Origin of the sequence: Flavobacterium kingsejongi (assembly GCF_003076475.1) — a bacterium.
GTDB classification, from domain to species: Bacteria; Bacteroidota; Bacteroidia; order Flavobacteriales; family Flavobacteriaceae; genus Flavobacterium; species Flavobacterium kingsejongi.
The window spans coordinates 1,277,895-1,291,774 of sequence record NZ_CP020919.1; the positions used below are offsets into that span (position 1 = coordinate 1,277,895).

Below are 13,880 nucleotides of genomic sequence, written 5' to 3' on the forward strand. Positions count from 1 at the left end.
GCAGCTATGGTGTTGAACGCTACTGCAGACCCAAATGAAAATGAGCCTACTGTGAAAAAGGAATATGATGTAGTGGTAATAGGAAGTGGCCTTGGTGGATTGGTCTCTGCGATCATTCTGGCAAAAGAAGGCTATCGCGTAGGTGTGCTTGAAAAAAACAATCAGTTTGGAGGCAACCTTCAGACATTTGTTCGAGACAAGACCATTTTCGATACCGGAATCCATTATATTGGCGGATTGGAAAAAGGACAGAATCTGTACCAGTACTTCAAGTATATCGGTATTATGGATGACCTGAAATTGCACAAGATGGATACCGATGCATATGATGTTGTTTCGTTTGGTGATGACCCTACGGCCTATCCACATGCACAGGGATACGAAAATTTTGTAGCGCAATTACTGCCCTATTTTCCCGAGGAGAAAAAAGCACTGGAAGCCTATTGTCAGGAATTGCGGAGGATCTGCGATTCTTTTCCACTTTACAACCTGAATTTCGGTGGAGGTTACAGTGAAGAATTACTATCTATAAATACGAGTGAATTTTTAAATGCGTTGACGTCCAATGTCAAATTGCGAGCGGTCCTGGCAGGTTCTAACTTCCTGTATGCCGGGATTGAAGATAAAACGCCTTTATATGTACATGCCCTATCCGTGAATTCTTATATTCAAAGTGCCTGGCGTTGTATAAATGGAGGAAGCCAGATCACGAAACAGCTCATCAAACAGCTCAAAAAATACGGAGGCGAAGTACACAAATACAAGGAAGTTACTGGATTTGGTTTTGAGGGCGAGGAGTTAGTTTCTGCAAAGGTAAACGGTACCGAAGAAGTGTTTGGCAAAATTTTTATTTCAAATATCGAACCCAAAACGACACTGCAGATGATTGGGCCAGACAAATTTAGAAAACCTTTTTATAAACGTGTCCAGGGACTGGAAACAGTACCGTCTGCTTTTAGTTTATATATTGTATTTAAACCCGAAGGCTTTCCCTATTTCAATCATAATTATTACCATTTCAAAGAAAGTGCCGAAGTTTGGAAGGCCAACGATTATACCGAAGACACCTGGCCAAAGGCCTTTATGGTTTCGATGAATATAGGCGCTAAAACAGAACAGTGGGCAGAAAGCATGACAGCGATTACCTATATGAATTTTGAAGATGTACAAGAATGGGAAGCTACCGAAAATACTACGGCAAAGGCCAAGGATAGAGGAGCAGGGTATGAAGCATTTAAGGAAAAGAAAATAGAAAAGTTCCTGAAAAGCCTGGAGCTTAAATTTCCGGGTATACGGGAGACCATACGATCGGTGCATGCCTCAACACCATTATCGTACCGGGATTATATTGGAGGGCATCGGGGCAATCTTTACGGGTATATTAAAGATTCCCATAATCCCATGAAGACCTTTATTACGCCACGGACCAAAGTACCCAACTTGTTCCTGACCGGACAAAGTATTAGTATGCATGGTGTATTGGGCGTAACGATTGGTGCCGTAGTTACCTGTTCCGAAATTGTAGGTAAAGAATACCTGATTAATAAGATTAATGCGGAAGTGCAAACGGCATAACAAAAGTAAAATCGCAGGAGGGAATAGGCCCGGCCTGTAGTTAAGAATAACAGTTGTGATGAAACAGTTGTATACATTTATTTTGGTGCTTCTTCTCGTTTCCTGCGGTGTTTCACGTTCAGTGCATCACCTGCCGCAAACTATAGGCTACCATGAAGAAATCCCATCAGTCCAAAAACACACTGCCACTGCATTCTCCTATAAGAATAATTTTTTGGTACAAAACCCTCAGAAACTTTGGGAGTTGTATGCCGAAGGAGATCCTTTAGAACGGGGAATGATTATTGGAAGCCTTAGTGATTCCCTGATAAAGTACCAGGAGAAAGTATTTTTTGGCAAAATCGGAGAGCTGGTTCCTTCTAAATTCCGGCAACGCCTCTTACGTCATTTTCTGAAGTACTACAACCGCAACCTCTATAAAAATGTATTGGAAGAATACCAGACTGAAATTTATGGACTTTCTCTTTATACCTCCAATGATTTCGATTATTTAGGCCCCAAATACCTGAGGACATTATACCTGCACGGTGCTCATGATATCGGGCATGCATTAACCGATCTTTCACTGGTTGGCTGTACCTCTTTTGCGGTATGGAATGAAAAGAGTGCAGACGGAACGTTGTTGATTGGACGGAATCTTGATTTTTATGCCGGCGATGATTTTGCAACAAATAAAGTGGTTTATTTTATTCGCCCGGATCAGGGCTATCCTTATATGTCCGTTTCCTGGCCTGGTATGCTGGGAGTGGTTTCCGGAATGAATCTTGAAGGCCTGACGGTAACAATCAATGCCGGAAAATCCAGTATACCATTATCCGCAAAAACACCCATTTCCTTGGTAGCGCGGGAAATCGTTCAGTATGCAAGAACGATTGAAGAAGCCATTGCTATTGCCAAAAAACGGAAGGTCTTTGTATCAGAATCCATTATGGTGGGTAGTGCAGCCGACCACAAAGCCGTGCTGATTGAAGTATCCCCCAGCCATTTTGGCGTCTATGAAGTGGCAAACAAACCGGAATTAGTCTGTGCCAATCATTTTCAGAGTATGGAATACCAGGACGACAGCAAGAATTTGAAACATATCCGGGATAGCCATTCCCAATATCGTTTCGACCGCATGACGGAGTTGTTGAATTCCCATGAGACGATTAATCCCGAACAGGCGGCGGCAATATTGCGAAACACCAATGGGTTGCAGGATGCCTTACTCGGTTATGGTAATGAAAAAGCCCTAAACCAACTTTTAGCACATCACGGTATTATCTTCCAGCCGGAATTGAGACGTGTTTGGGTATCTGCAAATCCCTACCAACTCGGAACCTTTGTCTGCTATGACCTGAATACTGTTTTTAACACCCAAAAACACGAAGGGATTCCTGTCTCCCTTGCAACCACCCCTCTCAATATGGCGCCGGATCCATTTTTGGAGACAAAAGCCTATGCCAATTATGAGGCCTTCCGGATTCAAAACCGTATTTTTGATGCAGCATTACGATCAAACGATGCCGTAACTGATATTTTTATAGCAGAATACCAATCGCTCAATCCCGAATATTGGGGAGTATATGAAAAGGCGGGACGCTATTACCTCCGGCACAAAGAAATGGCAAAGGCAAAAGTCAATTTTGAGAAGGCGTTGACAAAAGAAATCACGACGCTTCCGGAACGTAAGGCAATTGAAAAAATCCTGAAAAATAAATTTTAACCCGGTCACTTTGTCCAATCACCTATTTAGACAGCCAAGATTAACGTAAACATATGATATTTCCAGCGATAGAAAGGGCTTCCCAAAAAGCAATACAGGCAACTCAGGAGCAATTACTCCAGGAAGTAATGCAGTATGTCAATACCCATTCCGAATTTTATAAAAGCCTTTTCCAAAAAAACGGGATAGTGGTTGACCATATTCGTACAATTGCCGATCTTCAGCAACTTCCTGTTACTACCAAAGATGACCTGCAGCAGCATAATGACGCATTTCTATGTGTGCCCAAGAAAAAAATTATAGATTATTGTACCACTTCGGGAACTTTGGGAGATCCGGTAACTTTTGGATTGACCGATAAAGATTTAGACCGACTGGCCTATAATGAAGCCATCTCATTTGATTGTGCCGGGATTCAGGAAGGTGATGTAGTACAGCTGATGACTACCATTGACCGCCGTTTTGTTGCAGGCCTTGCCTATTTTCTCGGCCTTCGGAAGTTGGGAGCAGGAGTCATTCGTGTAGGTGCCGGGATTCCACAATTGCAATGGGATTCCATCTTAAAATACCATCCGGATTACCTTATTACCGTTCCGTCATTTCTACTGAAACTGATTGAATTTGCTGAAAATCACAACATCGATTATAAGAATTGTGGTATCAAAGGGGCAATTTGTATTGGAGAGCCTTTACGAAACCAGGATTTTTCTAAAAACCTGCTGGCACTAAAGATTGCTGAAAAATGGGATATCCCGTTGTTTTCAACCTATGCTTCTACAGAAATGAGTACGGCTTTTACCGAGTGTAGTGCCGGGCAGGGGGGACACCACCATCCGGAACTGATTATTACCGAAGTACTAGATGACAATAACCAACCTGTAGCCGAAGGACAAACCGGAGAACTGACAATTACCACATTAGGGGTGGAAGGGATGCCATTGATCCGTTTTAAAACGGGAGATATTGTACAGTTGCATTCTACGCCCTGTACCTGTGGGCGTACCACACAAAGGGTAGGGCCAGTAGTAGGGCGCAAGCAGCAAATGATCAAATACAAAGGCACTACTTTATATCCGCCTGCAATGCATGATGTACTGAATCATTTTGATGCTGTAGAAAACCATGTGATTGAAATTTACCATAATGAATTGGGAACTGATGAAATACGGATCAAAATAGCAGCAAAAGTTCCTACGGAAGAATTGCTACAGGAGATAAAAGATTATTTCCGGGCCAAATTAAGAGTAACACCCAAAATAGAATTTGCTTCAGTTGAAGCATTACAGCAAATGGTTTTTCCCTTACTCAGCCGCAAGCCGGTACGTTTTTTTGACATGCGGTAATTGTTTTAAGGGGACTGTATGTTACAAGGTGGAAATAAAACACGAATAATGATAACTGTCAACTTATTAGTCTACCTTGTACCGCCTGTCAGGTCGGGCATTTTTTATGGAAAACAGTTTCGAGAGGTTGATCGCGAGTTACATTGAAAACAAGGTTGGCATTTCAGAACATTTTATTAGTGATGCGCTCGCAGCACATCTCAAGCAAAATCTGCGTACACTGAATGCAGAGAAATTATTGCTCGCAGCAGGAACCGGGAACGGAGATAAACTATTGCACAATACTGCCGTCCGGAGCGATGCCATTTACTGGCTCGACAAAAAGCACAATAATCCTCATGAAAATGAGTTTTTCCTCCGAATCGAAGATTTTATCCGATACCTCAATGACAGCTGTTATACCGGAATTACAGATTATGAATTTCATTATACCCTGTATGAGCCTGGTGCTTTTTATGTAAGGCATCTCGATCGATTCAAGAATAATCCCGGAAGGGAATTTTCCATGATCAGTTACCTGAATGAGAACTGGAAAGAGTCAGATGGTGGAGAGCTTCTAATTCACCAGGACGGTCATGATGAAAAGATTACGCCTACTCAGGGGAAAACAGTATTTTTTAAAAGCAATGAACTGGAGCACCAGGTACTCCCTACACAAGCCGACCGACTTAGCGTAACAGGATGGCTGAAAAGGGGTTAGTCTTATAATTTTACGAATTGAACTTGTATAAAAAACGGAAAAAGCCAGCATATCCGCTGGCTTTAGGTAGTACGTTTCATCATCATTAATCCCTTCCTCTTCCTCTATGATCATTGTGGTGTCCATGATTACGGCCCTTATGGTCATTTTTATAATGCTTATTATATTTTGGTTTGTGTTTGTAATGCAGGTAAGGGCTATTTCCCCTGTAATTGGCAACGATCACTTTTGGCCCACGGTTAAAATCATAGTTGCGGTATACAACCGGAAGGTTACGTGTGCGAACCCATTGACCGCGGTTTACATATACATATTGCGCATTATTCATGTCGTAATATGTATTGATATCGGGAAGATAGTAATACCGTTCCTGAACAGTGACCGGCGCAGCCCAGGCTGGGGTGCCAATATTTACATTAACGGATACCTGCGCTTTTGAGATGCCAAAGACCAATAACAATAGTCCTGTAAGCAATAGCTTTTGTGTTTTCATAGTAGTAGTTTTTAATTATTCCTGCTCCGTTAGGGGGATGCTTTGTAGGTGCAATTTCAATAACTGTGCCTAAATAATAAAGCGCAGCTTCTACCATAATGCCTTTTAGGAAATAATTAGGGAAGGGGGAAAGATAGGTGTTGAAAATCATTGCTATAGCTTATCTTTTTTTAACAAGGAAAAAATAAATTGCAATACAAAAAACGGATAAAATAAAAACAGCCTCTTTCTGAACTTGTCGGAAAAAGGCTGTTTTACGATACAACAGAATTATTTATTCAGGTAAACCCAACCTGTTTTCGCCTGATTATCGTTAGTCTCAATCAGGTAATAGTAGGTTCCGGAAGGTAGAATCGTACCTTCTTTACATTCCCCTTTCCATTGATTGGTGTAATTGCCACTAAAATGATAGACTTCGGTACCATACCGGTTAAAAATTTTCAGTTTATGGACATTAAGCCCGCTCAGGTCAAAACTATCATTGACACCATCTCCATTTGGAGAAATCCCTTTCGGAACTACACAAAGAAATTGGGTAACAGTAATAATTTCGGACTGACTACAACCATTATTGGATACCGTTACTGTAAACTCCATCGGCAATTGGGGATTTGAAAGTCCCGTTACATAGTCGGTCACATTAAAGGCAGCACTATTATTTCCCACATGGCTCCCTGAAGTATTGGTCCAGGTATAGGTATAGTCCCCATCTGGATTTTCCGGTAATATGGTTACGATATACTGGTCATTATTACATCCCTGCTCAACAGCAAAAGTACTATTGTTGATTGTGACGGTTAAAGTAAGTAGAGGGGCGCATTGACCGGGAGCAGGTGTAAAAATATAAGTTCCGTTTTCGGCGGTATTGATGCTGACTGGATTCCAGGTGCCTATCACGCCATTAGGAGAAGTGGTCAATAAAACCGGAGGTACTGCACCGGTACAAAGTGTAAGGTTGGTATCAAAATCAGGAATGATACTATTGTTGATTGTGACGGTTAAAGTAAGTGGAGGAGCACATTGCCCGGCATCCGGAGTAAACGTATAAGTACCATCTGTCGTAGTACTGATAATTGTTGGATTCCATGTTCCGGTTATACCATTGGGTGAAGTAGTGGCTAACGTTGGAGCCGTTGCACCACTGCATAATGATAAAGTGGTGTCAAAATCGGGAGTAGTGCCTGGTGTTATAGTTACGGTCAGTATTGTGGTTGTGGCACATTGTCCGGCATCCGGCGTAAAAGTATAAGTGCCATCTGTAGTCGTACTGATAACAGCTGGACTCCATGTTCCGGTTATACCATTCGGCGAAGTAGGGGGAGTAGTCGTTAGATTGTGTAAACGTAGAAATTGATTTTAATTTGATTTGAGATTTTAAGGCTTAGCCAAAAAACAACAGATCATTAAGTATAGAATTTAAAAGAACTACATTTAAATAATTTAAAAAGAGCGGATTATGATCGAAGATGGTAAATTACCCAAAGATTTTGCAAAGCAATTTAAAAACAAAGAAGACTTCCATACTTTTTTTCAAGACCTGTATAAACAAGGCATTGAACAGCTACTCCAGGGAGAATTGGATGCTCATCTGGGATATGAGAAGCATAATATTGACGGATACAATACAGGCAATAGCCGTAATGGTTCTTTCTCAAAGAATATAAAATCAGAGACTTTGGGCAATATGGTCCTGGCTATTCCCCGGGATAGAAATGGTGAATTCGAGCCTCAGGTCATCGGAAAAGGCCAATCGATGAGTGAAAAGATTGAAGATGCTATTTTAGGAATGTACAGTCGTGGAATGACCCGTAGTGATATTGTAGAACAAGTTAAAGAAGTTTATGGGATATCAGTAAGTGAGTCCACGATTTCGACCATCTCTGATAGAATACTGGCTGATGTTGATTTATGGACTAAAAGGGCTTTAGAACCACAGTATCTGATTGTTTGGATGGATGCTGTGCATATGAAAGTAAGAACAGATGGGAAATATGAAAACCATGCAATTTACATTGTAATCGGACTAAAAACAGATGGTAAGAAAGAAGTATTAGGAATGTGGCTAAATAAAGAAGAGTCGGCTTCATTTTGGATGACTGTACTCTCTGACATAAAATCTCGTGGAGTAAAGGATATTCTCATTGCCTGTACAGATAACCTTACCGGATTTACAAAAGCTATCAGAGGTGTTTTTCCAAATACAGAATCCCAGCTTTGCATTGTTCATCAAATAAGGAATAGCCTTAAGTTTGTAGTAGTTAAGGATAGAAAAGCATTTTGCAGTGCAATGAAAGAAGTATATACTGCAATAAATCAGGAAGAAGCCGTTTTAGCTCTGGCTGAATTTAAAAAAAACTGGGAAGCAAAATATAAATATGCCGTTTGCTCCTGGGAAAAGAATTGGGAAAATCTCATGCCTTTTTTGGCCTATCCTGCTGAAATCAGGAAAATAATGTACACCACAAATACAATAGAAAACTTAAACAGGGGAATTAGAAAATATACCAAAACAAAAGTGCAGTTCCCAGATGAAAAAAGCGTCAAGAAATCAGTCTATTTAGCAATACAAAATTGTGAAAAAAGCTGGATAAATGCAATACCAAGCTGGGGATTAATCATGAATCAGTTCTTGGTCATATTTGGAGAAAGGTGTAATATTAAACACTAAGAACTGTTTACACAAAATTTCGACCAGTCTCGAAGGAAGTAGGGGCTAATGTTGGAGCCGTTGCACCGCTACATAATGATAAAGTGGTGTCAAAATCAGGTGTAAGACTCGGTGTTATAGTTACAGCCAGTGTTGTGGTGGTAGCACATTGTCCTGCATCCGGAGTAAAAGTATAAGTGCCATTTGCTGTAGCACTGATAACTGCCGGGTTCCAGGTTCCGGTTATACCATTGGGTGAAGTAGAGGCTAATGTTGGAGCCGTTGCACCACTGCATAATGATAACGTAGTATCAAAATCAGGTGTGAGGATTGGTGTGATCGTTACGGTCAGTGTTGAGTTTGTAGCACATTGCCCTGCATCCGGCGTAAAAGTATAAGTGCCGTCTGCAGTAGTACTGATAATTGTAGGGTTCCAGCTTCCGGTTATACCATTGGGTGAAGTAGTGGCTAACGCTGGAGCCGTTGCACCACTGCATAATGATAAAGCCGTATCAAAATCGGGAGTAGTGCTTGGTATTATAGTTACAGCCAGTGTTGCAGTTGTGGCACATTGCCCAACATCAGGAGTAAAAGTATAGATGCCATTTCCAGTCATACTGATAACTGCCGGGTTCCAGGTTCCGGTTATGCCATTCGGCGAAGTAGGGGCTAATGTTGGAGCCGTTGCACCACTGCATAATGATAAAATGGTGTCAAAATCGGGAGTAGTGCTCGGTGTTATAGTTACAGCCAGTGTTGTAGTGGTAGCACATTGCCCGGCATCCGGAGTAAAAGTATAGGTGCCATTTGCAGTAGTACTGATAACTGCAGGATTCCAGGTTCCGATTATACCATTGGGTGAAGTAGTAGCTAATGTTGGAGTCGTTGCAGCACTGCATAATGATAAAGCCGTATCGAAATCGGGAGTAGTGCTCGGTGTTATAGTTACAACCAGTGTTGAGTTTGTAGCACATTGCCCGGCATCAGGAGTAAAAGTATAAGTGCCGCTGGTATTATTGTCAATAACTGCAGGATTCCAGGTTCCTGTGGTGCCATTGGGCGAGATGGTGGCTAATGGCGGAGCCGGAGTTCCGCTACATAGTATAAGCGTAGTATCAAAGCCGGGTGCACTAGGCGCATTAATAAGTACCGTAAGTGTAAAAGGAGCGGTACATTGTCCTGCATCGGGTGTGAAAAGATAGCTTCCTGCTGTACTGGTATCAATGACTGCAGGATTCCAGGTTCCGGTTATATTATTAGGTGAGATTATAGGCAGGTTTGGAGCCGTCGCGCCACTGCAAAAACTCAGTACCGGATCAAAATTCGGAAGCACCGGAGTACTAATGAGTACTTCTAATGTTGCAGTGGTGGCACATTGCCCCGCAAGGGGTGTAAAGTCATAATTTGCGCTTGTGCTCGTACTAATTACAGCAGGCGTCCATGTTCCTGTGATTCCATTAGGTGAAGTGGCGACTAATGCTGGTGCCGAAGTTTCACTACATAAGGTAAGTGTGGTATCAAAATCGGGTGTGGTTGGAGCGGTAATGGTTACTACTAAAGTTGTAGGACTTGCACATTGCCCGGCATCAGGTGTAAAAGTATAATTACCACTCGCAGTAGTATTTATAATTGTAGGACTCCAAATTCCGGTAACGCCATTAGGAGCGGTAGTGGCCAGTACAGGAGCAGTACTGCCATTACAAAGAGATAGTGTAGTGTCAAAATTAGGGATAATGTTTGGAGTTACTGTAACCGTTAGTGTCACAGTTGTGGAACATTGCCCGCCATCCGGAGTAAAAATATAGCTACCGTCAGCACTGGTACTGATTGCTGATGGATTCCATGTTCCAGTAATCCCATTGGGCGAAGTGGTGGCCAATATTGGAGCTGGGGATCCATTACAAATTGTAAGGGTAGTATTAAAATCGGGAGTGGTATTGGGGTTGATCGTTACCTGCAAAATGGACGTTGTAGCACATTGTCCGGCATCCGGAGTAAATAAATAGGTACCGTTGATGGTATTGCTGATTGCTGCAGGATTCCAGGTTCCGGCTACTCCATTAGGTGAAGTGTTGGCCAGAACAGGTACTGTTGCACCACTACAAAATTGAAGTGCCGTGTCAAAATCAGGTACCGTATTGGGTGTGATCGTTACATCCAACGTACTGTTCGTGGCACATTGCCCGGGATCAGCTGTAAAAATATAGGTGCCGGATGTGGTAGTGTCGATGGTGGAAGGGTTCCAGGTTCCGGTTACACCATTAGGCGAGGTAGTTGCTAATGGAGGGGCTGTAGCGCCATTACACAAATTAAGAGTTGTATCGAAATTTGGAGCGATACCGCTTACCCGTACAGTTACCGTTTGGCTTGTGTTGACAGCACATTGTCCGGCATCAGGTGTGAAGGTATAGGTACCGTTGTTGACATTGTCGATAGTCGGTGGATTCCAGGTACCACTAATGCCGTTAGGGGAAATCGAAGCTAGGGGTGGCGGTGTTGCGCCACTACACACTTCGAGTATCGTTTGGAAATCCGGAATAATACCGCCATTGGTTACAGTGACGGACAATGATGCTGTTGTAGCACATTGCCCGGCGTTAGGGGTAAACAAATATGTTCCGCTTAGCGTAGTATCAATAGTGGATGGGCTCCAATTTCCACTGATGCCATTTGGTGATGTAGGGGCTAATGCCGGTGGCGGTGTGCCGTTACAGACTTCAAGAGTTGTATTAAAATCGGGAACGGTCTGTGGTGTGAGGTGTACTTCAAGTGTTACTGTTGTAGCACATTGTCCCGAATCCGGCGTAAACGTATAAATTCCATTTGTACTGGTACTGATTGCAGTAGGGAACCATGTTCCGGCTATGCCATTCGGTGAAGTAGTGTCCAGTGTGGGAGCAATGCTACCCGTACACAGGGTTAATGCCGTATCGAAATCCGGTACTGTCTGGGGTGTAATGCTTACGGTTACTGTAGTCGTTGCAGCGCATTGTCCCGGATCTGGTGTAAAAGTATATGTTGCTGCTACTGTTGTATCGATAGTTGCGGGGTTCCAGGTTCCGGTAATTCCATTGGGAGCTGTAGTGGCCAAAGGAGGTGGTACTGTACCACTACAAAGTGTTTGTGTGCTGGCAAAATCAGGAATTGTCAATGGACTAATAGTCACCGTTAATGTAGAAGTCGTAGCACATTGACCGCTACCAGGTGTGAAAGTATACGTCCCGTTATTGGCATTATCGATAACTGCCGGAGTCCACGTGCCTATGATACCATTAGGTGAAGTTGTTTCCAAAATGGGCGCAGGAGTGTCGCTGCATAAGGTGAGTGTAGGGCTAAAATCAGGAATAACGGGAGCAGTGACGGTTACTTGTAGGGTAACAGCTGATGCACATTGGGATCCATTGGTGTCAGGAGTAAAGACATAGCTTCCGCTCGTTGTAGTATTGATACTATTTGGATTCCAGGTTCCGGTAATTCCATTGGGCGAAGTCGTTGCCAAAACGGGAGGGGTTGTCCCGCTGCAGACCGTAAGTGCAGTAGCGAAATCTGGGACTGTTTGAGGTGTAACGGTAGTAGTGAGCACGGCGATAGTAGCACATTGTCCCGCATCGGGTGTAAAAGTGTACGTGCCGTTGGTTGTATTGTTTATTGTAGCAGGATTCCAATTTCCAGTGATTCCATTAGGTGAAGTCGTCGCCAGGGGTAATGTTGCAGCCGGAGTACCACTGCAAAATGTTAGCGTAGAAGGGAAGTTAGGGACAACTGGCGTAGAAATGGTAAGGGTTACGGTGTCCGATACCTGAAGGCCGCAGGTATTTGTAGCAGTTAAGGTAAGTACAATAGTGCTTCCTGCAGCATTTGCCGGTATTGTATAATCCGTTGTTAAAGCAATTGGTGTAGAAAATGTCCCGGTTCCGGCAGTCCATAATTGACTTTGCTGCCCCTGAGCAGTACCGTTAAGTGTAATTGTACTTCCGGCACAAATGGTTACAGGTGTTCCGGCATCGACTGTAAAAGGAGGAACCGGAGCAACACAACCATTGTTAATATAAGTGGGCACACCGGCAGGAGTGAATAATACAGTAGCGCCATCCGCTGCTGCTGGTACTCCGGTAGGTGTGGTAAGTAACGCACGATCATAGGATACGGTATCGGTACAGGAACCAAAATTCATAATTAATGTCCGTATACCATTGGGGCCTGCTAAATAATTGGCAAAATGACCTGCAACGGTTGTCGTATTGTTTTGGAAGATAATATAGATAGTCTCCGATAATGGGCCGAATGAATTTAATGGGGTATCCATTTCGTAACTCGTAACCAATATCACAGAAGCATTCGCAGGAATAATTCCCCCTGGTGGTTCCAAAACCTGTCCACAGCCACCTGCAGCAGCAATATCAGCATTAAGCTCTGCTACTTTGGTGGCAGAAGTGGCATTTTGAATAACTCCTTTCCAGGAGTTATTCGGCCAGGTTACCGTTAGGGTATTGCTGTTAAGCGGAGCATTGCCCACTTTAAAGCGCACCATTTCATTTAGAGATTCCTGAGCACCACAAGCATCGACAAGAATACTTTGTATTTCAAAACATTGGGAAAAAACATGTTGGGTGCTGAAAAAGGGAAGGGAGAACAGTAAGAGACGACAAAGTAAAGTTTTAAATTTCATAGCGTAAAAATTTAAATCAGACATTATGCGAAGGGCATCCTCTCAAAATTAACTAATATTTTAGACAATTCTTAGATTATTTAAGATAATGTTTTGTTTTTTAACGCAATAGAAAGGTTAATTCAATAGTATTTATTGCGATTATCCTTTTTTGTGAATTATAATTAGGGTGTAATTCAGTTGTAAAAGAATAGAATTTGGTGTTTCTGTTTATAATCGGTGAAAGTATAGAAATGTCTTACCTATATATAGTAGTGTAAAAATACAGCAATCCCCTTTTTGATGCAGCTCAAAAAGGGGATTTGTTTTTAGGGAGATAGCTGAAGTGGTCTATTATATAGGAGTGATGCTGTGGCTAAAGCTAAAATCAGGGCAGAGCTAAAGAAAGTTTTAAAACCTATTAGTGTTTAATTTGTTGTTTTTTAGATACTTAAAATATGATATTAAATAAAGCTTAAAAAAAGGTTAGCAAAGAGTAGGAAAAGCGGAAAAAGGGCTTACTTTTGCACCCGCAATAAGAGTGAAGTTCATAAGAATATTGAGATGGGTTTAAGAAAAGGATTGAAAAAATACTTTACAAAAAGCTTGTCAGAAATAAAGAGATGATTTACCTTTGCGCTCCGCAAAACACGGGAAGTTCGTTGAAAGATTGAGTAAGTAATAGAAGGAAAAGGAGGTGTTAAATCTTCCGAAAAAAAAACTTCAAAAAAAGCTTGCGAGATAGAAACGAAAGATGTAGTTTTGCAGC

General features: G+C 42.2%; 8 protein-coding genes. 5 read left to right on the forward strand and 3 right to left on the reverse strand.

The window, feature by feature from the left end:
- Window positions 1–6: 6 nt before the first annotated feature.
- The 4 genes from FK004_RS05335 to FK004_RS05350 all read left to right on the forward strand — a co-directional run bounded on the left by FK004_RS05335 (window position 7) and on the right by FK004_RS05350 (window position 5,323).
- Window positions 7–1,575 (forward strand): phytoene desaturase family protein, encoded by a 1,569-nt coding sequence (locus FK004_RS05335; RefSeq protein ID WP_317046967.1) that lies wholly within the window; start codon window positions 7–9, stop codon window positions 1,573–1,575.
- A gap of 58 nt (window positions 1,576–1,633) precedes the next feature.
- Window positions 1,634–3,280 (forward strand): C45 family autoproteolytic acyltransferase/hydrolase, encoded by a 1,647-nt coding sequence (locus tag FK004_RS05340; protein WP_108736342.1) that lies wholly within the window; start codon window positions 1,634–1,636, stop codon window positions 3,278–3,280.
- A 53-nt stretch (window positions 3,281–3,333) separates the two neighbouring features.
- Window positions 3,334–4,623 carry a flexirubin biosynthesis putative acyl-CoA ligase FlxY gene (flxY, locus tag FK004_RS05345; protein WP_170108544.1) on the forward strand — a complete coding sequence of 430 codons (1,290 nt, stop codon included), beginning with the start codon at window positions 3,334–3,336 and terminating at the stop codon, window positions 4,621–4,623.
- Between the two features lie 106 nt (window positions 4,624–4,729).
- Window positions 4,730–5,323 carry a 2OG-Fe(II) oxygenase gene (locus tag FK004_RS05350; RefSeq protein ID WP_108736343.1) on the forward strand — a complete coding sequence of 198 codons (594 nt, stop codon included), beginning with the start codon at window positions 4,730–4,732 and terminating at the stop codon, window positions 5,321–5,323.
- 85 nt (window positions 5,324–5,408) lie between these two features.
- Here FK004_RS05350 and FK004_RS05355 read toward each other — a convergent pair whose 3' ends face one another.
- Entirely contained in the window at window positions 5,409–5,816 is a 408-nt protein-coding gene (locus tag FK004_RS05355) for a hypothetical protein (RefSeq protein WP_108736344.1), read from the reverse strand.
- Between the two features lie 270 nt (window positions 5,817–6,086).
- Complete coding sequence (locus FK004_RS05360) at window positions 6,087–6,734, reverse strand: T9SS type B sorting domain-containing protein (protein ID WP_108736345.1); 648 nt, start codon at window positions 6,732–6,734, stop codon at window positions 6,087–6,089.
- 538 nt (window positions 6,735–7,272) lie between these two features.
- On the opposite strand from FK004_RS05360, the gene FK004_RS05365 reads away from it, so the two are divergent.
- On the forward strand, window positions 7,273–8,484 hold the full coding sequence (locus FK004_RS05365; RefSeq protein WP_108735429.1) for an IS256 family transposase: 1,212 nt from the start codon (window positions 7,273–7,275) through the stop codon (window positions 8,482–8,484).
- A 7-nt stretch (window positions 8,485–8,491) separates the two neighbouring features.
- Here the strand turns inward: FK004_RS05365 and FK004_RS05370 are convergent, their stop codons facing one another.
- Entirely contained in the window at window positions 8,492–13,132 is a 4,641-nt protein-coding gene (locus FK004_RS05370) for a beta strand repeat-containing protein (protein WP_157956033.1), read from the reverse strand.
- Window positions 13,133–13,880 lie beyond the last annotated feature (748 nt).

Bases quoted from the DNA above. Each gene is read 5' to 3' on its own strand.
- FK004_RS05335 (WP_317046967.1), top strand. From the start codon at position 7: ATGGTGTTGAACGCTACTGCAGACCCAAATGAAAATGAGCCTACTGTG.
- FK004_RS05340 (WP_108736342.1), top strand. From the start codon at position 1,634: ATGAAACAGTTGTATACATTTATTTTGGTGCTTCTTCTCGTTTCCTGC.
- flxY (WP_170108544.1), top strand. From the start codon at position 3,334: ATGATATTTCCAGCGATAGAAAGGGCTTCCCAAAAAGCAATACAGGCA.
- FK004_RS05350 (WP_108736343.1), top strand. From the start codon at position 4,730: ATGGAAAACAGTTTCGAGAGGTTGATCGCGAGTTACATTGAAAACAAG.
- FK004_RS05355 (WP_108736344.1), bottom strand. From the start codon at position 5,816: ATGAAAACACAAAAGCTATTGCTTACAGGACTATTGTTATTGGTCTTT.
- FK004_RS05365 (WP_108735429.1), top strand. From the start codon at position 7,273: ATGATCGAAGATGGTAAATTACCCAAAGATTTTGCAAAGCAATTTAAA.
- FK004_RS05370 (WP_157956033.1), bottom strand. From the start codon at position 13,132: ATGAAATTTAAAACTTTACTTTGTCGTCTCTTACTGTTCTCCCTTCCC.